17 protein-coding genes are annotated in these 25,652 nt (G+C 40.5%); 7 read left to right on the forward strand and 10 right to left on the reverse strand.

Annotated features, from left to right (window positions below; all coding sequences use genetic code 11):
- Window positions 1-25: 25 nt before the first annotated feature.
- Together B3C94_RS15510 and B3C94_RS15515 are read right to left on the reverse strand one after the other, a co-directional pair.
- Window positions 26-2,128: a polysaccharide lyase 8 family protein gene (locus B3C94_RS15510; RefSeq protein ID WP_293905224.1), complete on the reverse strand. Its 2,103-nt coding sequence runs from the start codon at window positions 2,126-2,128 to the stop codon at window positions 26-28.
- A 20-nt stretch (window positions 2,129-2,148) separates the two neighbouring features.
- The gene (locus B3C94_RS15515) at window positions 2,149-3,558 is read right to left on the reverse strand and encodes a sulfatase-like hydrolase/transferase (protein ID WP_293905226.1); all 1,410 of its coding nucleotides are present in this window, start codon (window positions 3,556-3,558) and stop codon (window positions 2,149-2,151) included.
- A 109-nt stretch (window positions 3,559-3,667) separates the two neighbouring features.
- Here B3C94_RS15515 and B3C94_RS15520 point away from each other — a divergent pair, with 109 nt between their 5' ends.
- Entirely contained in the window at window positions 3,668-4,315 is a 648-nt protein-coding gene (locus B3C94_RS15520) for a hypothetical protein (protein WP_293905228.1), read from the forward strand.
- A gap of 14 nt (window positions 4,316-4,329) precedes the next feature.
- The gene (locus B3C94_RS15525; protein ID WP_293905230.1) at window positions 4,330-5,418 is read left to right on the forward strand and encodes a Gfo/Idh/MocA family protein; all 1,089 of its coding nucleotides are present in this window, start codon (window positions 4,330-4,332) and stop codon (window positions 5,416-5,418) included.
- A 112-nt stretch (window positions 5,419-5,530) separates the two neighbouring features.
- On the opposite strand, the gene B3C94_RS15530 is transcribed toward B3C94_RS15525, so the two are convergent.
- The 7 genes from B3C94_RS15530 to B3C94_RS15560 form a co-directional block, all read right to left on the reverse strand.
- Window positions 5,531-6,775: a YdcF family protein gene (locus B3C94_RS15530; RefSeq protein ID WP_293905232.1), complete on the reverse strand. Its 1,245-nt coding sequence runs from the start codon at window positions 6,773-6,775 to the stop codon at window positions 5,531-5,533.
- Window positions 6,776-6,792: 17 nt separating this feature from the next.
- On the reverse strand, window positions 6,793-8,313 hold the full coding sequence (locus B3C94_RS15535; RefSeq protein ID WP_293905234.1) for a RagB/SusD family nutrient uptake outer membrane protein: 1,521 nt from the start codon (window positions 8,311-8,313) through the stop codon (window positions 6,793-6,795).
- A gap of 73 nt (window positions 8,314-8,386) precedes the next feature.
- On the reverse strand, window positions 8,387-11,638 hold the full coding sequence (locus B3C94_RS15540) for a SusC/RagA family TonB-linked outer membrane protein (protein WP_293905236.1): 3,252 nt from the start codon (window positions 11,636-11,638) through the stop codon (window positions 8,387-8,389).
- Window positions 11,639-11,776: 138 nt separating this feature from the next.
- Entirely contained in the window at window positions 11,777-12,094 is a 318-nt protein-coding gene (locus B3C94_RS15545; RefSeq protein ID WP_293905238.1) for a hypothetical protein, read from the reverse strand.
- A gap of 191 nt (window positions 12,095-12,285) precedes the next feature.
- The gene (locus tag B3C94_RS15550; RefSeq protein ID WP_293905240.1) at window positions 12,286-12,981 is read right to left on the reverse strand and encodes a hypothetical protein; all 696 of its coding nucleotides are present in this window, start codon (window positions 12,979-12,981) and stop codon (window positions 12,286-12,288) included.
- Between the two features lie 16 nt (window positions 12,982-12,997).
- Window positions 12,998-16,495, reverse strand: coding sequence for a DEAD/DEAH box helicase (locus B3C94_RS15555; protein WP_293905242.1), 3,498 nt, complete (start codon window positions 16,493-16,495; stop codon window positions 12,998-13,000).
- A gap of 9 nt (window positions 16,496-16,504) precedes the next feature.
- Window positions 16,505-18,232, reverse strand: a complete 1,728-nt coding sequence (locus B3C94_RS15560) for a hypothetical protein (RefSeq protein WP_293905244.1) — start codon at window positions 18,230-18,232, stop codon at window positions 16,505-16,507.
- 613 nt (window positions 18,233-18,845) lie between these two features.
- Between B3C94_RS15560 and B3C94_RS15565 the strand changes: the two genes are divergently transcribed.
- Together B3C94_RS15565 and B3C94_RS15570 are read left to right on the forward strand one after the other, a co-directional pair.
- Window positions 18,846-19,862 carry a S41 family peptidase gene (locus B3C94_RS15565; protein ID WP_293905246.1) on the forward strand — a complete coding sequence of 339 codons (1,017 nt, stop codon included), beginning with the start codon at window positions 18,846-18,848 and terminating at the stop codon, window positions 19,860-19,862.
- 34 nt (window positions 19,863-19,896) lie between these two features.
- Window positions 19,897-20,988 (forward strand): DKNYY domain-containing protein, encoded by a 1,092-nt coding sequence (locus tag B3C94_RS15570; protein ID WP_293905248.1) that lies wholly within the window; start codon window positions 19,897-19,899, stop codon window positions 20,986-20,988.
- Window positions 20,989-21,018: 30 nt separating this feature from the next.
- Here B3C94_RS15570 and B3C94_RS15575 read toward each other — a convergent pair whose 3' ends face one another.
- Complete coding sequence (locus B3C94_RS15575; RefSeq protein WP_293905250.1) at window positions 21,019-22,119, reverse strand: Fic family protein; 1,101 nt, start codon at window positions 22,117-22,119, stop codon at window positions 21,019-21,021.
- 329 nt (window positions 22,120-22,448) lie between these two features.
- Here B3C94_RS15575 and B3C94_RS15580 point away from each other — a divergent pair, with 329 nt between their 5' ends.
- The 3 genes from B3C94_RS15580 to B3C94_RS15590 all read left to right on the forward strand — a co-directional run bounded on the left by B3C94_RS15580 (window position 22,449) and on the right by B3C94_RS15590 (window position 25,613).
- Window positions 22,449-23,912: a hypothetical protein gene (locus tag B3C94_RS15580; protein ID WP_293905252.1), complete on the forward strand. Its 1,464-nt coding sequence runs from the start codon at window positions 22,449-22,451 to the stop codon at window positions 23,910-23,912.
- 127 nt (window positions 23,913-24,039) lie between these two features.
- Window positions 24,040-24,567: an RNA polymerase sigma-70 factor gene (locus B3C94_RS15585; RefSeq protein WP_293905254.1), complete on the forward strand. Its 528-nt coding sequence runs from the start codon at window positions 24,040-24,042 to the stop codon at window positions 24,565-24,567.
- A gap of 98 nt (window positions 24,568-24,665) precedes the next feature.
- Window positions 24,666-25,613 (forward strand): FecR family protein, encoded by a 948-nt coding sequence (locus tag B3C94_RS15590; protein ID WP_293905256.1) that lies wholly within the window; start codon window positions 24,666-24,668, stop codon window positions 25,611-25,613.
- The last annotated feature ends 39 nt before the right edge of the window (window positions 25,614-25,652 follow it).

Below are 25,652 nucleotides of genomic sequence, written 5' to 3' on the forward strand. Positions count from 1 at the left end.
TATAAGCTTTCCAATTGAATCTGAATTATTTCTTCCCGATCGCGATTCGGTTACTTACAGTACTCCCGGCGTATTCGCCCTGTGGAAACGAAACCTCCAACGATTGATTTACACGAAGCTGTTTATTGACCAGCTGAACATGCACAGTTTTAGCCTGCTGCAACGGATCTGCCACATCAAGTTGCATGTTTGCGGTTGGCTTTGAACTCAATTGTAAAATAACAGGTTGATCTAACGTGATGGACCAATCTCCAATCTGATAAGTCCCCGGCTGATGACAACTGAGCTGGAGAATTCCATTCCCGGTATGCTCTACCGCCTGTATATCCGATGTATTCTGCCAGATTTTTATACGCTGCATTTCTTTCGTATCGATGACCTTTGTCCCCGGCACAACGATATACGCATAGCTCGCATTGTTTGGCGCTACGCCGTGGCTAAGCCAAAGCTTGAAGACCTTTCCATGGACAAGATCTTTGGAGCTGGAACGGTTAATACGATACCAAGAACCAGCCTGATCCTTGGTTGTCAATCCAACACTCATGGCTACCGGAAAGTAATACAGCACGTTGTTATGCGTTATAAATTCCCCTTGTTTCATGTCTCGTTGTACCGAATCGAGCGTCGACGTTTCCTTTCCATTCCAGATAACCGGTCCATTCAGCCAGGTCTGGTTTAACGTTGTTACCACAGGTTCTTGCGCTTCACAATGAATACCAGCACCTAGGCAAACGACCTCCCGATCGAAAAAGAACCAGGATTTTTGAGCGGTGACCCCGTCATACTGGACCGACATCGCTGAGGCCCCTGTCTTCCCGTTGCTCACGCCGCCTGCAAAGTTATTGGCTGCACGTGCCCCCCACTGTTCTTTCAATTCCACATCACCCAGATAATCTCTTGTGGTCGTCCCCGGAATTTTATCCCATTCCCATACAGGCATGATATTATAATATTCCGGTCCAAATACCTGAATATTGGTCACGCCATCAGACATATTGCGTCCAAGAACATTTTCGCCATTGCCAGACTCCGATTTATTGGTACGGCTACTAGCCAGACGCACATTAAAATGGAATTGCTTACGAAGATGCGTTGTGTAGTCACCTTTCCAGTAATGACGATGCATATCAACATCATCTGCATCAAAAGCCTGAAGACTGTCCAATTTTGCAAGTGCTTTGTTCCAAACGGCATTTTTTGCTGGATCGATCAGCTTCATTTGCTTTAATATGGCTGTCTCCTGCATCTTTTCCAAGATATCAGGGCGCGAGATGCCTCGGCCATGTACATTAAAATCGATGTAGCGCGAGCGGATTATCGGCAGATATGTTTCCGTCAGAAAGCGCTCAAAAAGATCCAATCGCTTGTTATCAACGGCATAAGCTGTCTCACGCACGTAAGCCATAACTTTTGAAATCCCTTTCAGAAACTCTTCCCCATAGCCTGCAATATACAATTGTGGACCATGTTGTAAGTAGGAAAAATCGTGTTGAAGCCCCTCTTTGCTATCCACGAGCTGTATCGGAAAAAGCAGCTGCTCCATCGCTGAGGCCAATAGATTAGCATCTTCCAAAATCAATGCGCGATAAAAATAGTGCATGGCAATATCACTTTTATTCGCTCCTGTTTTTGTGTAAGGATCGCCACGCTTCATTAGCGCAACCAGTGGTGCCTCTACTTCTGGGGGAATCTTTTCTTTACCGAATTTCATCAGGATAAGACATACTCCAATGGCTTTTGGCGAAGCGATTTCATTGTGCCACCAATTGGAAGATTCAAAACGATTATTTGCCCAATATTGTGCTGCGAGCAGAATCTTATCGTAAATTGATTTCTGCTGGTAAGATGTGCTTTGTGGCGATACATAGGCAATAATAAGTGTCCTTAGCCGATCCAAATGCTCCCCCGGAGGCCAAAGTGATATAGACTTGCTGCGGTAATCGATATCCGCCCAGGTACCATCCGCACGAAGCTGGTTACACAAGCTTATTGTTTTACCTGCATTTGGTAAGGGTCCACTCAACTCATCATCATATACATGCTTTTTGATAAGTTCAAAAGTTTCCCGGTTCTGCGCCTTTGCCATAACCAGGGCAAAAGACAATAAAAATATAATTAATCCTTTCATCTGTTTTTAATATTCCTTGCTTAGGGGTATTGACGTTCCGCAGCACGTCCGACAACATCCATGCGATGTTTCATCAGCTGGTTTTGATCATTGTCCGATACAGAACTCAACCATTTTGGATTTTCCATATCCTTTTCCCATGCTGTTAGTTTGAGCATCATCTCTTTTACACGTGCGGGATATTTGGTGGCCAGATTGTGTTGCTCCCGAAGATCATCTTTGAGATTGAATAGTAATATTGGATTATCCTTGACGGCAATTAATTTCCACTCTTTGTGCCGCACAGCGCGTGCAATCCCTCGGCGCCAAAATAGATAATCATGTCCATTTTTTTCAGCGGTATACGAAGTGAGCAAACTGATACCATCGATTTGCTGGCCAGGGATTTTGTTACCTTTTATTGCGTCGATGCTGGTGGGTAAAATATCCATTCCTGATACCATGGCATCTGATATTATCCCTTTCGGAAGCTTGGCTGGCCATTGCATGATGAGGGGGACCCGAATTCCTCCCTCCCATTTCGATCCTTTTAAACCACGCAGCTGCCCATTGTCTGCTCCATTATTTGTCGCAGCACCATTATCATTCATAAAAATAATCAATGTGTTGTCATAAAGTCCCTCCTGCTTTAACTGCTGGACCAAGCGCCCAATATTTTCATCCATATTATCGAGCATTGCCAGATAAGCACGCCGAAGGGGATCAGCTATATGTTTATACTTATCACCAGTTTCCAGAGGCGCTTCAACGGGAGTATGTACAGCATTGAAAGCCAAATACATAAAAAAAGGTTTGCTTCGGTATTGCTGAATATATGAAATCGCTTTATCAGTCAATGTTTCCGTTAAATAATGAATAGAGTCTTCAGGGACGGCAATCCGGTCATTGTAAAGTACCTGTGTCGGTTTCACTGTGCCATGAATAGGAAAATAAGGACGGTCCCCGCCAATAAAACCATAGAAATGATCGAAGCCACGTTTAAGAGGATTAAATTGTGGCCCATCACCCTGATGCCACTTTCCGATTGCGACGGTTTTATAACCATTATACTTCATAAAATCTCCAATTGTGGCTACCTGTGTATCCATACCAATATTTTCCGGAGCGACACCAGCTGTGGGGCGTTTGGAAATATTATGTTCGAAACCAAAACGCTGTTGATATCGACCAGACAGCAAGCCGGCACGAGAAGGAGCACATACCGATGCGGAAGCATAGGCCGACTGAAAACGTATACCATTTTTTGCCAGTGCGTCAATATTCGGTGTGTGGACCTCCTTACCGCCGTAACAGCCGAAATCATCATACCCGCCATCGTCACTCAAGATGACAATAACGTTAGGATGTTGCTGTCCGAATACGGGAATCCCAAACTGAAAGAGTATATTCACAAGAGCTAATAGACTATAGCGCGCAAATCGGTAGATCATAACATTAGATTTATCCTTAAATGTAGCGTTAAAAGTATAGGATTTTTTATTAAAAAACCGCAAACGATTTCGTTAGGCTATATTTAAAGATGAAAACCAGAGGTCAGAGATGAAAACAGATGAAAGAAAAATTGTAGGTACACTTGCTCATTTTTTGGTAAACGATTCCGATCCTGTTGAGTTTACTGCATTTTTACATTCACTGAATGATAATCGCCCCACAATTCGAACTGCCCTTGCTCAAATTGTGGCCAAATGGCAAGATCAAGAAGAGCCTTTTATCTTTCCGAATGAAAATCTTTGGAACGATTTTAAGCAACTCACACAAAGGAATCCCGATCTTGGCCTGGCATTGATCGACGGTAGTAAAATCGAAAGTATTGCGAGTTTTTATGACGAAATCAATGCCGTCTACATGTCTCATGAAAGCTGGAAAATAGGAAGTCTGGACGGTCTGGACGACTTATTTTACGGTGGATTTGGCACCTTTAAAGATGCTGCTTCACATGCTATTGTCTGGAAAGATATTGCCCATAGCATCGCATCGTTGGGCATCGAAACCACTTTGGCGTATTATCAGGGAAAACTTGGTACACAATCGCCATTTAATCAAACACATTTTCAAAAAAAAATAGAGGAACTAAAAGCGGGACAGGGAGAAACCTATTTTGACATAGTTGCCGAAATCATCCGGTCTCACCACAAGATCACCTGGATCTACAAAGGACATCCTCATCACAAATCGGTATATTTATAATCACTAAACTTAACATGATGAAGCATCTGATCAAAATGACTTTCCTGCTTATCCTATTATCCCATCAGGTTGCACAGGCTAGTGAACGCCTTAAAGTAGCTGTTGCGGGACTCAACCATGACCATGTATTTTTGCTCCTAAATTTATATAAGGATAAGAAAGTTGATATTATAGGTATTGCTGAATCAAATGAAATCCTATCCAATAAAATACGGACGCAGTATAATCTGCCAAAGACTATCTTCTATCCGGATTTGCCAAGTTTATTGAAGCATGTCAAGCCAGATGCTGTGCTGGCCTACAATCCAACCAATGAGCACATCCATGTGGCAGAGGCCTGTCTTCCGCTTAAAATCCCAGTGATGGTCGAGAAGCCTCTTGCAACGACCTTATCGGATGCAAAACGTATTGCATCTCTGTCCAAACAGTTTGAAACTCCCTTTTTGGTGAATTATGAAACCACCTGGTATAAAAGCAATCAACAACTGAAACAACTGGTCGACAACAATGAAATTGGAAAAATCACACGCATACTTGTAAAAGACGGGCATGAGGGACCGAAAGAAATTGGCTGTAGCAATTACTTCCTCGCCTGGCTAACGGATCCAACGAAAAATGGTGGCGGTGCAGTTATGGATTTTGGATGTTATGGCGCCAATCTAATAACTTGGCTCAAAAATGGCGAAAGACCAATTTCGGTCACGGCATTCACACAGCAGTTAAAACCCGAAATCTATCCGAAGGTAGATGACAATGCCACCATTATTCTGAGCTATCGGGATGGCAGCACAGGCATTATTCAAGCTTCCTGGGCTTGGCCATATAGTGTTAAAGATTTGCAGGTTTTTGGCACAAAAGCTCAGCTCTACGCTAAAAATGATAAAGAGCTTCTAAAATACAACCAACAGAATGAACCACCGGTGGCGGTACCGACTACTGTTCCTTACTTTGAGCATCATATTGCTTACCTTGAACAGGTCTTGAAACAAAAAATGATTCCGGAAAATGATCTTGGATCGATCAACAATAATCTCACTGTGGTTGAAATCCTGGAAGCGGCAAAACGATCCGCAAAAGAAGGAAGGACCATTGTCCTAAAATAAAAAATGTCCGTAGCTTGCTCCGCTACGGACATTTTTTTCATGCCCTGCCAATAAGCGATAGACAAAGCCGATCTGCTCAGTTAATAGACCAGCAGCCAGCCAAATTTGTTGACTAGGGATCTAAAGGTTCATCCGGATCGATGGTATAAGCTTCTTCCTTCGCTTTAAATTCGATGATCACATCTGAAATTCGTTTACCTAGTGAATATGGTACATACCCCAGTTCACGCATACAACGATCGCCCATTTTTTCAACCGCATCGATATGGGCTTTACTGCTGTTTACAATAGCCCATTTATCTTTAGGAAAGCCATAATTCAAAAGAATACGCGCCGTATTGCGCAAGTTTGTTGTGGTATGTCTTGCATGCGGATCAATCAATATGGCCTTTTCAGGAACACCCATTACCTCAATCAGATATTTTTTCATCTCTATTGCTTCAATGAAACGAGTCTTGTAGGGATGTACTTTACCGCCAGACAGTACAATAAAAGGAGCAAGTTTCTCAAAATAACTCCGGGCGGCCATACGCGCACGCAACATGCCACCGGGGCTAATTGGCTGCCCATAAACTTCAGGACCTGCACCTAAAGTAAGTAACAGGCTATAAGGATAGCTTGCAAAGTCTATACTTTTGACCGCTTCGTAAGCTTTCTTATTTTCGAGCTCGATGAGTGGCTCCAACTGGGCAGCATCCCATCGCTCATTCACCTCAAGCAAGCGTACAGCAGTCATCATTGTCATAAAAAAGGCTGTTTTGCTTGTTGGAATGTCTTTGAGGATGTCTTGGCGCACATCATCCAGGAGATGGAGGTAGGCTGGACGTTTTACATCAAAAGAGATCGAATCTATCTGGGGATAATTAGGCTTTTTACCACCGGCATACACATCCACCACATAGTTCATGGCCTTTAAATCCTGCTGCAAAGCTTTTTTGAAGTAGGATTTCGCAGTTTCATGTTGCAACAGACCATAAGTCATCGATGGGATAAGAGTAGACTGCACAAGCTGTTCCAATTTTTTGTCATGACCAAGTTGCTCCGCCAATTGCTCTGCCAAGAGGTCGATTTCCCCATCCTGCCATTTGAAAGCATTTAAGTAACAGCTGAGATCGCGACAATCAGTACTCATCGCAAAACGTTCGAACCTTTTTTCTAATACTTTTGCTATCGGTTTGGAGTCGACGAGCTCTTGGGTAAGTACAGGATCTTTTAAGAGCAAATAGGATGCATAATAATTCTTCTTGATCAGCCACTCCTGCGGACCAGTAGGCCTAACGTGTACCTGGCCTTTGGAAATATGCAGACAACATATTCCCAAAGCAAGTAAAAAGATCTTTCTGATATTTTTTATCATAGCCGTTCAATTGCAGATTAATAACCCGGGTTTTGATACATGCGTTCCGGATCCAATTTATATTCATCAAAAGGAATTGGATAGTATCTATCTTTTGTCGATATATTGGAGATTTTGGCATTGCCGTAGTCAGCCTGGCTTTTTGTTTTGAAATAAGTAACCAGTTCCTGTGCATTATAATTACGGATCAAATCAAACCAACGCTGGTTTTCAAATGCCAGTTCCACACGGCGTTCATGCAATATCGCCTCTTTTAAGGTCGGATATTTGCTGCTATAGGCAGTATTTAACATAGAGGCCGCATACGAAGGCAATCCTGCACGCTCACGTACCTGATCCAAAAGCGCAATAGCTTCCGCATCTTTGCCCAGGTGAAATTTTGCTTCAGCCAGCAACAGCATCACATCCGCATAACGGATCAAGATCCAGTCGTTTCCACCCCAGCCGTTTGTTCCGGCAGCATCACTATTATCCCTAAATTTGGTTACAAACCAATCGTTAACCTGTGTATTTGTGGCAAACTTCACAGAGAAATCTTTCCGAATGTCGCTTTGTTCGTAATCCTTGACCAGATCTAGTTTTGCGACTTCACCAACACCTGTCGAATTGTAGCGGGAGTTGATGGTCTCCCCCCGTGCCTGGTAGTTACGGGCAACACTTGAACTATAATTCTGGTCACCCTGTTTGTACTGAATCTGGAAAACTAGTTCTTTACAACTATTTTTCTTGGTCACATCAAAAACATCGGCATAAGGGATTTCGTTCAGCTTACCGAAAGTACGCATCTGATAAGCCGCATTGAGGTACTGTTCTGCTTTCGCAAAATTCTCCGCACTTCCGGATGACTGCGTTGCGCCCAAAGTTAAGTATACTTGTCCCAAAATTGCATTGATGGCCGCTTTAGACGCTCTGCCGATGACGTAATCTTTCTGTGTATTGGGAAGATTGCTGGACAAAGCCTCCGTCAGATCTTTAATGATTTGTTCGTACACAATCGACTCTTTTTGCCGAAAAGCTAATTCATTTGCTTGTTCTTTACTGGTCACCTGTACCGTAGATAATGGAATATCTCCGAATTTACGCACCATGTGGAAATATAATAATGCACGTACAAATTTCGCTTCCGCAATATAACGTCCTTTTAACTCTGCACTTGTAAAGGTCACATCGTCGACATGTGAAAGAACCACATTACAACGGCTGATTGCCGCGTACATAGCAGACCAATGTGTCTTTAGATAGGTATTACTTGGCAACAACGAAAAGTCATTGAATTGGAAAGGCTCCCCGGCATTGGATTGGTTATCATTGCGTCCACTATTATCAGAACGTTCCTCATTATACAATGTGCTGGATTCACCAAGCGTGCTTCCCGAACGAAGTGACTGGTAGAGCCCATTGACAGCCAATAGAACATCATTTTCCGACTTGAAGTAATCATCGATCGTGACGGCATTGGGATTTTTCTGATTTAAGAAATCTTTGGTACATGAAGACAATGCCAACAAAACAAAGGGTAATATATATCTCTTTTTCATCCTGTTATTTTTTTATATTTCATCAGCCTACGCAACCGCAAAGAGCAATCCGTAGGATTAATTTATCCTGCTATTAGAAAGTTACTTTCACACCAAGGTTATACGACCGCACCAATGGATAAAGCCCATAATCCACACCTGGAGTCAGGTTGCCGCGTTGATTATAATCCGGTTCCGGATTGTAGCCTTTGTATTTAGAAATCGTAAATGGATTGTCCACCGTAGCGTAGACCCTTACGCCAGAAAGTGTTAACTTTTCTGCTAGGCTTTTGGGGAGATTGTAACCCAAAGCAATATTTGTCATACGCAAAAATGAACCATCCTGCAGATAAAAATCGGAAAGGCGTGTACTGTTACTTTGCGTACCACCACGCGATGCACGGTATACTTTACCATTTCCCGGATTTTGAGCTGAACGGTAACGTTGTGCCACATCCGCATATTGATTGCCGGAACCTTCCATATTGTAGAGGTAATAGTCATAGCCGTCCAATACTTTATTCCCTTGGGAGCCGTTAAATGATGCGCGTAGATCGAATGCCTTATAACGTGCGTTGACGGCAAAACCATAGGTGAAATTAGGATGCGGATTGCCGATCACACGTTTATCGGCATCATTGACGATACCATTGCCATCTACATCTTCAAAATAAAGATCTCCAGGTTGTAGCGGAGTTGTTGAAGCCGCTGAAGGTGCGACAGTTTTATAATTCTCTTCAGTTGCGACGCCCAGAACTTTAAAACCATAGAACATACCGATTGGACTTCCTTCTTGTGTAATATGCGTTAAGTAAGAGCGTTCGGCACCATTGGTCAGGATAGTAGAAGCTCCTCCTAGATCAAGTACTTTATTTCTATTGACATTGATATTTCCGCTCAATCCCAATTCAAATTCATTTTTACGAATCAGTGTTGCATCAATCTGTAGATCAAAACCTTTATTCTGCACCTTTGAATTAGGAAGATTCGTCAAGATCGTTGTTGATCCAGATACAGCGGAGAGCGGCTGGTTGAATAATAAATTGAAGGAACGGCTCAGGTAGAAGTTGGTCATAATGTTGAGGCGACCTTTCAACAAGCCAAGATCGAGACCAGCGTTGTATTGCGAAGTTGATTCCCAGCCCAATTTTGGATCGAACAAATCACCTGCAGTATAGGAAGTCTCCACTTTATCGCCAAGAATAACTCCCGCTGGCGAGTTGATAACGGATAAAGCGCGATAATCACCAATATTATTATTTCCACTACGTCCCCAGCTCGCTCTTAGTTTGACCGTGGACTGCTCTCCTAACCAATCCGTATAAAATTCCTCCTTGGAGAGGGTCCAACCACCTGAAACCGATGGGAAGGTTCCCCATTTGTTATTTGGCCCGAAGCGCGATGAACCATCGGTACGAATGGAAGCTGAAAGGAAATATTTAGAATCAAAACTATAGTTTACACGGCTAAAATAAGACTGGAGCGTTGTAATGCGTTTGAATGTATCTCCAGGGATCAATTGGAAGTTAGAAGGATCAGCCCCCTTATCTGTAATTTCACCGATGGCATTATTATTAAAACCATTGGCCTTTACACCCTGATAATCATAATCTGTACGTTGAACCGAATAGCCCAGTAAAGCGGAGACCTGATGTTTGCCACCAAAGGTCTTATTATAGTTTAGTGTTGCCTCCATCAGTTTATCCAATTCACTTTTTGTTTTGGCTTCTGCGTAGGCCGCAGATACCGCTTGCGGTGAAAATGGTTTGTTATTCCCATCAGAAAGACTTGTGGGGCGAAAATAATCATATTTCTCGTCATAAGTAGACAATCCACCGTTTACTTTAAGATTTAAGCCATCAATAATGGAGAAATCAGCAAAAGCATTGTATAAACCCCTCTTTCCACGACGGTTATTTTTAATCTCAGTGACATAAGCCAATGGATTTTCTGGATTCTGGATACCATAGTTATTTGCAGAAAGATCGGCCATCAGGTATTTGGCATAGGTCCCATCTTCGTTATAAACAGGGAGAGTCGGCAGATAGATTAATGCCGCCATGGACGGACTTCTGTCGTAACGGCCGGTAGTTACCTCGTTATTGTCGTTATACGTAAAGGACACATTGGCGCCAACGGTCAGCCTTTTACTCACTTTGCTATCGATATTGGCTCGGAAATTAAAGACTTTCTGATCTGTACCAAGCATGATACCTTGTTGATTCTGATAAGACCCACTTAGGAAATAGCGATTTTTTTCGTTACCGCCATACGTAGATAGGTTATGACGTTGGAAAGGAGCATTACGGTATAAGGCATCCTGCCAATCCGTATCATATTTCGCTTTTTTTGCTGTACCGGACGCAAAGTCATAGTAGTCTTCAGGAATACTTACTGAACCGGCATTTCCAACATTGGCGATACGAGTTTTATTATCGTCAAAGCGTCTACTGTCGCTCCAAGCGATCCCTTTCGTAGCAAGCAGGTCTCTATAGGAATTGTTACGACCATCAATTAAGAGATCAATAAACTGTTCTGAATTTAAAACATCGATTTTCTTGGAAAGCTGACCAAAGCCACCCAATACTTCGTAGTCCACATTACTTTTACCTTCCTTGCCACGCTTGGTTGTAATCAATACAACACCACCAGCACCACGGGACCCATAGATCGCAGCAGAAGCGGCATCCTTTAAAACATCGATAGACTCAATATCATTGGGATTGATATTGAGATTGTTCCCTGCTGGATAACCATCAATAACGTACAATGGATCCGAACCGGCATTGATCGATCCCATTCCGCGAACACGCATTTTGGTCCCATCGTATGGAGCACCACTTGTCTGCATCACCTGTACGCCCGCTACTTTACCAACCAATGCCTGGGATAATTTTGGTGCGCTCAAATTAAGTTCCTCCGCCTTAACGCTGGCGATCGCCCCAGTGACATCCGACTTTCTGATTCGCTGATAACCGATAGAGATGGTCACCTCTTCCAGCGTATTCTCGTCTGCCTGTAAGGAAAAGATCTGCCCATTGGATTGGGAGACAGACTGCACGAGCCTGCTATACCCAATAAAGGAAATACCTAGGCTATCACCCATTTCGGCTTCGATCTGGAAATTTCCTTTTTCGTCAGACTGAACAGATTTTTTACTTTTCAAATTTTGGACGGTTGCTCCTGCGACAGCATTTCCCTGGGCGTCGACGACACGACCTTTGACGATTCCCTGTACATGCGTAATGTGCGATGAGGTTAGAATGAGCGGTTTGGCTTGAACAGCTGGTAAGCTCGCTGCAATGGCACATAACAACCAAAAGACATTGTTGGCTTTAAATTTCATAAGTAGCGCATTTGATTTATGGGTACAAGATTACAAATGCTATATGAAGGCAGGGTCAATAAAACATTAACAGTTTTTAACTAAACCGAGTTAGCAAGCTACAAAAGCTTAACAAAAGGATAACAAAAAAACTAAGATTTATTTCTTAAGCTTCCTGCTAAAAAACCTATAAATCCATAAAATTAGAAGATATAAGATAGCAGCAAAAAGAATATCGCCGATCAATTTTAGAAGTTCAAATTCTTGATAGCCGACATGTTCCTTTAGATCGAGACTATAGCCGCTTCCCTCCCTATAGAATATCCAGGGAAATCCTAGGGTTAAATTGCCGTCGATGTTCAGTTCGTTGTGATAGAAACAAACTGTCAAAATAGCAAAAACACCAATAGTACCAACAAGCACTTTGAATAATGCTGGCACTATTGATGTCTTACGTTGTTCAGGTTTTGCGTACATGCTTAAATATAAAGATTCTTTTTGATTGCTCCCGATAGACATAATTGTTATCTAACAAACTAATTATAAGCCGGTCGAAAATGCAGATCAGAAAAACTATGTCTGGTAAGATTTATCCTTAATTCGCCATACGCTCCTTCAAAGGTGGTGGGTTTTAAAAATGATCTTTATTCGCATATATCCCACCTTGATTAATTAAATTTTGCATGCGCCTCTCTTCTATTAACCGGATAAAAAGAAAAACGTCCCTCCATATTTCTGACGACCAATCTATTTTGCTGAATGAGTCCATACAGCACATTTTTCAAGTGTCTTGGATAAATCTGAAGATGTACCTGACCTGTTTCCTTAACTTTCCGAAAAAGTTGCCAAGGAGCTGCACCGTAGGCAAAGAAATCCTCATCCAGTAGTCCGTCAATCTTTTGCCGTACATGTAACATTGCATCCGATTCAATTTGAATGTCTTTTTCAGATTTCCATTCCTCAAATTGCAATTTTGGGACAGCAGGCTTCTTCTCTCCTTTCACAAACTGCCAAGACAGTTCAATCTGGTAGTTCCATTTCACCTCATCCTCTTCAATATGAAGACGGACGAGACGTTCTTCGGAAACTTCATATTGTTCACGGTGAAATTTCATCGGTTCAATGCATGAACTCGTGTATATTCGATCCAGTAAGATCGATTCCTGGGCCAAAAAACTTCGCGCCTGATACATTTTTTCAAAGTCTAAATACGCGTGATCAGGCCTACCAAGCAGGAACGAAAGTTCTTCAGGTCTCCAACCCTTTTCTATCCTCCGTTTTAGGTAGGTGTACCATAGTTGAAAATCGTGCGAATACATCATTCCCCCATGGGATGTTTTTAGTGCAGATACTTTTTTGATCATTATAGTGTACAATTGGTTATTCAAATAATTTAAGCAGCTCCTCTTTACTGATCGATTTCATCAGATTCGTTTCATCTAAAATGAGTCCTTCGGATATTCGTTTTTTACTTTCCTGAAGTGCTAAGATGTATTCTTCAACGGAATCCCGACAAACAATCTTGTAAGCCATGACATGTTTGTCCTGACCAATGCGGTAGCATCGATCTATGGCCTGTGCTTCGGCAGCAGGATTCCACCAAGGGTCCAAAACATAAACATAATCAGCCGCGGTCAGATTCAAGCCCGTTCCTCCCGCTTTAAGACTGATTAAAAATACACGGCATTCGTCCTCGTTCTGAAATCTTTCAACCGCATTTTGACGCTGATCCTGATTCATTTTACCATCAAGGTAGGTATAAGCTATTCCCTTATTTTCGATTCGTTGACCCGCGAGCTTAAGCATGGAAGTATATGCTGAGAATAGTAAGATCTTATGATTTGGAGCTACTTCGTCCATGATCTCATCAATAAAATCCAATTTGATCGAATCCTGGCTGAAGCCACCATCTTTCATTAGAACAGGCGAGTTACAAAGCTGCCGCAATTTTTGCAATGCCTCAATGGCCAGAAATTTGGATTTTGTAGCATCAGTGCTATTCAGATTACTCTCGATCTCCCCCTTGAATATTTTTCTGACTTTATCGTATATCTTTCTCTGCTCCGGGAGCATATCCATATAAAGAACTGTTTCGGTTTTTTCAGGGAGGTCCAAAGCAACCTGCTTTTTTGTACGCCGAAGTATAAAAGGCTGGATCATCTTTTGGAGGTTAATAACCGTTTCCTGTGCTATATCTTCTCCCTTAATCCCTGAATAGGTTTTGTTGAAACTACTGTAACTACCGAAAAATCCCGGGTTGACCATACTCATTTGCGCGTAGATATCCTCCACTCCATTTTCGATAGGTGTTCCCGTCATCGCTATGCGATAGCAAGATTGTAGCTCAATGAGCGATTTAAATCTTTTTGAATGACGATTTTTAACCGCCTGCGACTCATCTAAAATCATGTAACTAAAGGATTGCGACGTCAGAAAATCTAGTTCCATCATCACAGTTCCGTAAGTTGTAATCAGAATTGATTCATTTGCTAATTCACTAATTTCTTTCCTTTTTTGTCCATGATAAATAAGCGTAGCCCGATTAGGTGCAAATTTTTTGAATTCGGATTGCCAATTGAAGAGTAAGGAATTAGGGACAATAATAATTGAGGGCGCTGCCTGTGGATTATTTTGATAGAAATATTCCAAAAGTGTTATTGCCTGTAAGGTTTTCCCTAATCCCATATCGTCAGCCAGGATACCTCCCCATTGAAATTCATTTAGGAATGCCATCCAGCTGAATCCTGTCTGCTGGTAAGGACGCAACTCCGCCTGAATCTCTTTCGGAATACCTAACAAAGTTATTTCGTCCGTATTCATCAGTTTCTTTCGACGTTCTGCTAAGCTATTTTGGATAATACGGGGGTCAACTCGATCCAATTTTGTCTGGAAAGACAGCAATTGGGCCGAAGTGAATTTAAGACAGTCGTTTTCAACCACAGCATAATTAAACAGCGTCTCAAACAATTCTTTATCCGAAGATTTGATATAGCCGAAGGATTTATCCACTAATTGAATACTGCTATAGTCATTTACTATCTTTTCTTTAAACTCTCCAGGTAAATAGGTATTAGTTCCAAATTTGAAAATTATATAAATGGAAAATATATTGTTCTCCTGATGAATATTCAATACTTGCCATGTTAGTTGGTGTGGATACAGGTTAGTTCCTTTTGAAATATTATTCAGCGCAATTTTATACCCTTTGCTCCGACATTTCTTTATAAATTCGTAAAGTCTATTCCGATGATAATACTCATGCAGCTTTGAGCGCTTAGTCATTCTATTGGTACTGATTTCAAACCTTGGCAGGTGCTTTTCAGTAAAGTCATTAAACTCATTCTCGCCTACAAGATCCCTCTCGATATACATGCAACTTCCATTCTCAGATTTTAAAATCAGGTTTCCGCCATTTGAAATTACATATTCTTCATTTTCACTCAGTACACCTTTCAATTCAAAATTTAAATAGCCATCTCCATCTTTCTCCACTGCGACCTTAAATTCATGTAAACGATGAGCTTCATCGGAAACAAAAACAGTATCTTCATCTAAAGGTTCAAGTTCTATGTAAAACGATGTTGACAGTGGTATCAGAATATGCGTAAAGAAATCCTCATAGTCCTTCTTTAACACCGTGATTTTATTTGAGATTTGTGAAAAGGAACGTAACAGAAACTCCTTTTGTAGATTATCAACAAAAAGACATTCATTTTCATTCAGATTGACAAAGAAGAAATTGGACCGACATTCGGATCTGTAGTCTTTTAATTCTTCGCCTTTATAAGCAACAATTAAGGACAAAAGCAGGTAATCATTATCCTCTTTCAAGTGAAATTTCAAGCTAAGATCATTATCAGCTAAAATCACATTTTTATAGATCGTACGATATCTGGACGGATACTTGAAGTTTTCAATCTCAGTCCTCAGATTACTCCTCTCGACAAAGGCGACACGCAGTTCGGGATCTGAACCTCCTCGCAGAATTTTACGCCACGCATTAATGATATATTCCTTTCCAACACTATTACGTTCATCTTTCACTACATCTTCCCCTTCATGCTTCGAATGTTTTTGGGCACTTTTTGAAAACGCCAAGATCTTACGGCATAAAGTAATTTTCAAAACATCACGATCAGCAATATCGGGCATTTCATTACCAAATTCTTCCAGACAATTTATTCTCTTTTCCGTGTCAAAGGGGATTAGGAAGGGTAGACCTTCCACTTGACGCTCTCTAGGAACGACATATATAAGATCCGAAAAACGGGATTCAAGATTTCCCAACCATCGGTTTTCCGCTGCTACATATTGCAATTCCGATTCAAGCTCCTGATGATCGAAATAAGTATACACCTGACCAAATTGATTATGATTTTCAATACAAAATCTATCATTACGGTAGTACAATGTTGAAATAGCCAGTTGAAAGAACTTATGCTGACTTTCAGGCAGGGCAGCAACGTCTTTCGCATATAAATCTTTCAAAAAGTCGTTACTTACCAGAAACTTACGATAAAGTCCAATAATTACATAATCACACAGATGATCATGTCGCTTTTTACAATCACACTTAACTTTTAATCCTGTTTCCAAGATTTCTAAATCAATTTTTACATCCTTACCCTTTTGATTGCCATTTCTTAGAAAAAAGGGCCAAGTGAACTTGTTGACTTTGATTAGCTTAACTCTATAACTGTAAAGGTGGAAATCTTCCAGTGGTTTGTCTCCTTTATAGAGTTTAACAAAGTAATCTGGCGAAATATATAGATCCTCTTGGTTTTCCCAGGGAATAATAAAGGCATTCTTTTCTTTAATCGGTATGACTGGAGCTACATCAACAGCCATTCCATTCTGATGTTCGGCATTAATTTCCATAAATCCTACTTATTGTTTATTGAACTTAACCTCCGATTTCAACTCCATATACCGTATGCTCTGATCGCACAGGTCAATAAAGAAAGCAGCAATTTCCTTTGCTTTTGATCTGAAATAATCCATATCCAGCTGCTCCAGCTTTAACGGAAGCTCATACACTCGCCCTTTCATTTGTTTTAATAGCTCTGCATTCAATATTTCCTCGACCTCAGTCCCTGCTGTAAAAAATTCTTTCACCTTTTTATCACAGATACAGGTCCAATCCACCAGATCCGCGATGGTGACATTCATTGGCGCATAACCGATTCGGAGGTACAGATAGCTGTATAGTCCAATAGAAGTCAGCTGATTTAAAAATAATACAGCCATTTGCGGGCTAGAAAGACCATCAAAAGAAAAGACTGCTGTAAGATCCTGCATGAGTGTTGAATTTCGAGTCCATGAAACCGAGGTCTTAAATAAGGTACTATGCCAATCGACAGGCACAACCGAATAAGTTGGTTTATAACGCGAATGGCGATAGAGGACAACGGATTCATTCCAGATGGTATGAGAGAAACGGCTACCTTGGTTTAGTTTTATCTCCAGAAAGTCCGTACTCAAAAAAGCGACAACTGCAGTCACTTGACCGTAAGCGACTTTTCGAAAGTGACAGTGCCCCAATTTCTTTTTTATCACAACGAGGTAGATTTCAGCTTTTCCATTGTTCTGCTGCGGAAAATCAAACAACCCTTTTCCATGGGCATCGCTGACGTAATAATTGAGCAACATCATTTGTTCGGGATTATTTTCCTGACGGATCTGATGCAACAACTCCTGTACATCGCCCTGATACTGCGCTGGCCAGGGGAAACTATGAAAGTCTGCTCCAACGTCGACTTGCTCTTGTTCCTTCATTTTAGCCAACTTGCTCTTTTCTAACGCTGCTTGAGCAACGGCTTCTGCTGTCACAAGCGCATCGTATTCGATCTGTAAGGCTTCCGTAAAGTAGCGGAACAACTTTTCTATCGCAGCCTGCAATACGATGCAATGATCATATAGTTGCGAAGCATCGACGGCCGAAATATCCAAGTCTCTATTTTGATTAACAGCATTAAAAGAATTATCCAGTAATGCAAAACGCATCTTATCTTCGTCTGTCTCTCCCATAAAGAAAGATTTGAACATCGGAAAATGCGAATGCAGACTCCGAATTCGACTGTCAAGACTATGTACGTTGTTTCCCTTCCCCTCTACCATTACCTGAAGCAGTTTCAAATGACTTTCCAAACTTTGGTGAACCATAAATAAGGCGCGCGGATAATTGGATATTTCTGCAAATGTTTGTGCTCCCTGTAAAAACTCCGCGGATACAGCAATCGCCTTTTCATAATACCTTTCCGAGAGATCCAATATGCTACGTATTTCCTTTCTTTTACTGATGAGAGAACTACTTCGTGCACAACTAAAAATCTCATACTGAGGCAAGATCGCATAACAATAAAATAAGCTCCCAAGCTTTATTTTATTCTTCAATTCTGGTGCAAAAATCAATTCAAATGAAATGTTCTCCTGATCCATCAAGCACAACTCCACAATAGGTTTTAGCACTTTGTGTGAAAGCCCACTCACGGGTTTAAGCGCTAAAACTAAATGATAGGATTCCTGATCGAGAAATTGATATTTAACGACATAGGCTCGATCGAGATCCATACGCTGGGAAAGCCGATCAATAATTAATTGGCTATTAATTTCCATACTAAATGATTTAAGGTTAAAAAATTGGCGCAATAAAATATCCCAACAGATCAAACTGTTACAGACCATTATTGCAAATAATCAATACTTAATTTGTAAAAAAGATAGTATAATATCCAAGGAGACTACATAGGGTTCAACACGTTTTAATACATAGACGTTCGCCCCTTGGCTTTTTAGGAAATACCAGCACCACAATTAAAAATGTATCGAAACTTTCATTTCGTGAAAAAGTGATGAGCTACCGCTGGTAATTTGATAACTAAAGCACTTTGTAATTCTATCACAAGAAAAACAATAACAATACAATCATATAGTTAATATATACAAATATATAAATTAACAATTTTAAAACAAAATATTTTTTCAAATTAATTTGGCAAACTTGGTACGAGAGACTGTACAGGCAGATTATGATAGAGCTCTTAAATTCACGAATTATAAATAGGAAGAGACGAATTGTAAATAACTAGCAGATTAATTGTTTAGTTCTGCTATTTTTAGCTAGATTTAACTTATTCATTTTTTTAATTATATCCAATTTTGACGAACACTAACCATGACCTATAAAAAAATATTTCTCGTTTTCCCCTTTCTACTATTTGTACTTCCTATGTACAGTCAGACAGACTGTAACTGTTCGCGGGCACTTAAACAGTTGATTGCAAAAATTGAAAGCGAGTACCCTGGTTTTCCAGAAAAGACCAAGCAGAATAAAGACCTGTATCAAGCCAAAAAAAATATATTGACTAAGAAAAGCTTGCTGATTTCAAACGAGACCTGTACACAACTTTTACAGGAATATCTAGACTTCTTCCATGATGAGCACATTGTCTTAGATGACCTTTCGAAAAAGAAAAACCCTCCTCACACAAGTACCGGAAATCCTACCGGAGCATCTGACGAGGAAATTAGTTCGAAATCCATTAGTTCCGATATATTTTATATCAAGATTTCAAGCTTCGCCTATGAGAACATTGCTCCCTTCAAAGAACTTATTGAAAAGAATAGCGAAAAGATTGAAAACAGTAAAGCCCTTATTATTGATGTGCGCAACAACGGTGGCGGAACGGATGATGTATATCAGCCACTATTACCTTATATCTTAACCAACCCCATCCGGATTATGAGCGTTGAGTTTTTTGCCACACATACCTTGGTCAATGGATTAAGAGATTATGCCATCAAAAATATCACGCAGGATTCGATCAATGAAGTAAAAAGAATAGATGAAGATCTTAGAGAATATAGGGAAAACATCGGAAAGTTTGTGCTTTATGGCGATAAAAAGGTTATGATAGACAGCATTGCCATAAATCCAAAAGGCCCAAAACAGGTCATTATTCTAGCCAATAGAAATGTAGCCAGTTCAGCCGAGAATTTTCTATTCAGTTCGCGCCAGAGCAAGAAGGTAAAAATTATGGGTACCCCCAGTATGGGCGCACTTGACTATGGTTCGATACGCGAATTCAAATTTGGCTGCGACAACTACCAGCTTCTCTTACCCACCTACCGGTCAGCCCGATTACCGCAATATCCGATTGACAATATAGGTATCCAGCCCGATATCTATCTTGATGAATCCATTCCAGACTGGATAGATTTTGCAGTCCGTTACATCAATGAATAATTAATTATAGCGATCAGGCATAGCGTTGACAGTTATGAACAGTATCTTAAAAATGGGAATAATAAGCGCTTTGATAAGCCTCCTCTTTTCCTGCAAGGAACAAGTCAGTCCTTTATCTGAAGACTACTACAAAAAGAGCGGTGCAATTTATTTTATACCGGGCGGCAATGGTTTTGAAAGAGGGTCGAGAAAGACCGTTGCCGATGTAGCTAGTTTTTCAGTGATTAGAGATGTATATGCCCGCGATAAAGATCACCTCTATTTCATGGGCTGCCCCCAACAACTCGTCGACGTAAAGACCTTTCAACTGAAAAACAGGATTCCTGTCGATCAACAACACGTATTCAAGTTTGAAGGTTTTGCTTCGGCTACTTCCGATTGCAGCCAAAACCAGCTCAACATTATTGATGGAGCCGATCCGGCAACTTATACTACGTTATATGATCAACTGCCGGCACTAACTAAAGACAAAGCACATTACTTTTATAAGTATCAACCTCTTCACGTCGACTATGCGACTTTCAGCGTTGTCAACAGCAACTTTGTAAAAGATAAAAATCAGCTTTATGTTGTTACGGACAAAGGTATTCTTTCTATCCACAATAAAACAGATAAGATTGAGGCGCTCAATGCAGCATATATCCTACTGGATGGTAAAAAGTTGCTTTATTATGAACCTTATCAACATATCGGCCTGTTGGAAATCGATATTCCTTCGTCAAATAAAATCAAATTCCTTAATGAGAAAACAGTAATCATTGACCAATTGGTTGTTATTTCGGGAAAGAAATTTGGATACCCTGAGGTCGATGCGGGCAGCTTTGAATTATTAGAAGGATCAAACGGAAACGCCCTTTGGTCACGCGACAAAAATCATGTCTATTATAAGCAACAGATATTTTCAGAAGCAGATCCAAAGACGTTTGAGGTCCTCAAGTTTGCCGTTGCCAAGGATGCCAAACATATTTTCATTGGCAATAAAATATTCAACGGACCGGATGTAAAAAGTTTCAAAAAGGTTGATAAATCCCGGGTGAACCATGATTTCGAAGATGACCTTGGCAACAAGTATTGGTACCAGACCAACAAAGGACAGGTCCTGTTGGTTCCGGTTACAAAGAAGTGACCGACGGACTGAAGACCTTAAGCCCCTGGTTTAAGAAAGTATGAGTTGGTACCGTACAGATCTCCCATGTCCCAACTGTTCAACTATCCCCAGTTCCTGCAACCTTTGCAGATCTCTAGTCGCAGTAGCTTTTGAGGTCCTTGTAATAGACATATATTTTTTTGCAGTCATCCCGCCAATAAAACCTTCTATTCCCTGCTCGAGCATCCGATTGATAGCCTTCATTTGCCTATCATTCAATAGATCACGGTTTTTATCAAAAAATTTTGCTTTTCTTACAGTAAACTCAATGAGCTCTCTAGTTTCCTTTTGTGCCTCAAAAATTACTTTGGTAAAGTAGTTAATCCACCCTGTAATATCTAAACTAGCCTGCGCAATTTTTAAATTATCGTAATAAACTTGTTTGTTTTTCTCAATAGTTTTTGATATCGACAACAGGACGGGGGACTTTAATGTATGCGACAGCGTATATTCCGCCAATGCTCTTCCAATTCGCCCATTGCCATCCTCAAAAGGATGAATTGATTCAAAGTAAAGATGAATGATAGCCGTCTTGATCAATGCTGCAATTATATATTCTGACTCCTTAACTTCGTATGATTTAAACCAGTTAATCATTTGTTCCATTTCTTTTGGAACGACAGCAGACGGGGGAGCTTCATAATGAATGGTTTCTTTGCCATATGAACCCGAAATTATCTGCATAGGCTCCTCGCCCGTACGCCACTTCCCAGCATTAATTCGAGGAAATCCCTCCATTAATATAGCATGCCATCTCATTATAACCTCGACTGTCAGTTCAATACTGGCACTATCTCTTATTGTTGTCATTAATTCTGCGACCCCCGCAACTCTTCGATCACGAACAACAACATCACCCTGGATACCAAGATTTTTCTTAATTGAAGACATCACATCTTCACGGCTCATATACTCTCCCTCAATTTCCGAGGTTTTCATAGCTTCAGATATAAGTACCTCTACAAATGCTTCCTGTTTTAGCGCTGAATTCAGTCCTGTTAACAGACCATTTAATGCCCCCATTTCTTGCGCAAATGCAATCGCTATGGATTGCACCTCTTCGAGCCTATAGATGAAATTAGGCCACTCTTTATATTGCCAGTTATACATATTGAGCCGATTTAAAAATCTAATCGGCTCAAATATAAGCAAAATTTGAGCCGATTAACCCAATTAATCGGCTCAAAGGAAAAAGCATATTTTTTATTGACCTATCTTGACGATAATTTACGAATCCAGCAAGGGAAAAATTCCCTTCCTTTTGAATCTTCAAGATAATCACTGAAATCGGCTATTTTTCCAACGATTGTTTTCCACTACTTTAGCTTCGAAACCAACGCGTTTCAGAGCGTGTACGATTCGCATTCGGGCTCGATCAACGAGAGAAATTGCAATAACATGCGACCTGCAAACAACCAGGTTCAATTTATAGAAAAAAGATGATCAAATCATTATTGGTAAGTATAACAGCTATGCTCTGCATGAATGCATGTGCACAAGAACTCACAATTATCAAAAAAAATGCCGCCGTTAAATGGATTCCCTTTCAGACTAAAAATAGGCAGTTTGTCTATGTTGACAGTGCTTTCAACAAGAAGCTGCCCCAACAGTTCCATTGGGCCCAGCCTTTCACGTCCACAGGCTATGCCCTTGTAGCCAATGAAAAGGATCAAATGGGTATCATTAATAGCCAAGGTGAATTCATCGAAAATTATTCCGAAGCACAGGTAGAACTTTTAGACCTCGGACAGCTGACTCTTGCCATGAAACGTCAGGAATATGACAAGAATTTACCCTTTTGGAAGTGGGACTGGAATATCCTAAGCAGCTATATCAAAAAAACAGGCACCTATGTAAAACTAGAAATACGGGTATTGGAAAGTAATCAGGTTCTGTTAAAGAAAGACATTCCTTACGATAAAAACGAATACAACCTCGTAACTTATCCGCTCGATGCGAAGCATCTGGTCCTGAATGGAAATCTATATCTGATAAAAGATCAGCGGCTTAAAAAAATAGAAGGAAACATTGAAGTGCCCCTGGAAAACGGGCGCTATATCCCAGCATCGACAGACCGATTTACTGTTCATGATATCCAAAGCAAAAAACCTCTCTTATCCAATTTGACAGGTTTGGACAAAATAGATCTGCTTTGGAAAAATGAGACCATACTGCTCGACTCCGTCAATCAGGAACGCTTTAGTCCCACAATATCCAAATTATTAAAAGATCATAAAACAGGCAGCATATATGCCTTTCCACAATACGATAAAGCTTTTCCAAAACAAATTAAGCAGGCTACCGCTGCACAAATTGCCTTTCTAAAAGAAATATCTCTAGTCTATTCAGTGACTAATTCACCCTACTTTATTCTGGGTAGATTTAACTACGATCATGCAGTCTGGGCTTATGATTGGCTGTATATTGATAAAGATGGCAACTTACTGAATAGCATTAAAGCTCCGAATTTCTATATTCTTGATCAAGTGGGTAATTTAGTCTGGCCAGACAAACTTATGCTGCTCCCTGCGAATGCCATAGAAAAGAATTGGAAAACGGGAAAAATAAAATACGTTTATTCATCGGAAGATCTCTATTTAATTGACGTAAAACGAGGTGATCTGAACCCTACTAAAGGCCTATGGAATGCAGCGGCAAAAGCATGGGATATAAAACCCGATTTAGAACATATTGAAATCCTAGATGGCGAACGACAGATATTTGCATTACAGGAGCATAAAGATGGCCGCTATACTTTATACAACAATAAGACAAAACAACGGATCGGCGATAAAAGCTATATCGTCATCAATCCAAATGGCTGGGTACGGTGTAAAAATGAATTCAATCAGGATGATAGCTATTTTATAGATATCGCTACGGGGAAGGAATATATAGAATAAAAAAACACCCCTCAATTTCAGCAGAAATTCGCAAGATCAATTTTTAGCAGGCAAAATATACTCTTTAAGATTTATTAACTTTAAAGGAATACTGAGTTGTTAGCTTTGTCCAATTAAAAATGATCTTGTGAGCGAATTATTGATAGCATCATTAAAGCAGGGTGACCACTTTGCCATGGAACAGATTTTTAATCTGTACTGGGAAGCCATATTTGATGCCGCTTTTAAGAAAATAGGCGACGAGAATGTTGCTCAGGACATCACTCAGGAGATTTTTATCTCCCTGTGGGAAAACCGTGAACAAGTCATCATATCCGGCGGTTTGGCAGCCTATCTGCATGGCGCAGTAAAATTTAAAGTGATCAACCATTTTCGGAACACAACGGTTAAAGATGGCCATAAAGCCGAATTAGCGACTTTAATGAACCTGCAATATGCAGATTCAGCCGATGACCTCCTGATACTAAAAGATGCACAGCAGAAAGTTGAAGAAGCATTAATGCAACTTCCCGAACGTATGCGGTTGGTCGTCACCATGAGCCGAAAGCAAGAAAAATCGATCAAAGAAATTGCCACCGAGCTGAATGTCTCCGTACAAACTGTTAAAAACCAGATTACCTCAGCGATGAAACTGCTCAAAAAAAGTCTTTCTTAGCTGTCCCCTCTATCATTTTTTATTAGTTAACAATAAATTAATATACTCCTAACATTTTCGACTAGTACCATTTCCGATTTGAAGTGACATGTATTCAAATGACGGAAGAAAAAGCAAAGCAATTACTGCAAAAGTATCTAAACGGGGAGGCTAACTCCGCTGAAATAAAACAAGTTGAAGACTGGTATGCCCAACTGGATAATGCTGACAAAAAAGTTCCTCAGGATCGCAAAACTGCACTGCGTGAACAATTGCTGAGCAATATCCAGTCAGCCATTTCAGAAAAGAAAAATAAATGGCCTTCGCTGCTATATTCTCCCCTATTCAAAATTGCCGCTACTTTTTTAATGATTGTTTCGGCAGGACTGGTTTATTGGATAGTGAACAATCAACCGATTGCTGCTTCCATGCAGATCGTGACAACGACAAATGCTGCCGAGCATAAAAAGATCCTATTGGCCGATGGCTCTGAAATTATCCTGGAACCATCTTCAAAAATCAGCTATCCCAGTAAATTCAACGGAAAAATTCGCGAAATAACACTTACTGAGGGAGAAGCCTTCTTTGACATTGCCCACGACGAAAACCATCCTTTCCAGATAAAACTTGCTTCAAAACTGGCTGTCAAAGTATTGGGTACTTCCTTCCGCATCAAGGCCTATCAGGCCTCAAAAAAGGTTGAAGTCACCGTTGCTACGGGTAAGGTCGCTGTACAGCAACAAGATAAGATCTTAGGCATATTAACCAAAAATCAACGCCTACTTTACAATGAGGAAACCAAACAGTCATCGCGTAAACGCATCGAAAAAAATACAGCTGTAGCCATCGTGTTCGAAGGAGCAAGCCTCAAAGAGGTGGCAAAAAGACTGGAATATATCTACAACGTTGAAATCATCTTAAAAGACACATCGCTTTCGACATTAAAAACCACAGCGACTTTCAATAGTACCCAAAGTCCAGCAGAAATACTGGATATCATCTGTAGTCTACACCACCTTAAATACAGTACGATAGAGAAAGATAAAATATTTAAAGTCTACAAATAATGTCTAAAAATTTACCTAAAACATCTTAGTCACCATGCG

Origin of the sequence: Sphingobacterium sp. UBA5670 (assembly GCF_002420705.1) — a bacterium.
Taxonomy (GTDB): Bacteria; Bacteroidota; Bacteroidia; order Sphingobacteriales; family Sphingobacteriaceae; genus Sphingobacterium.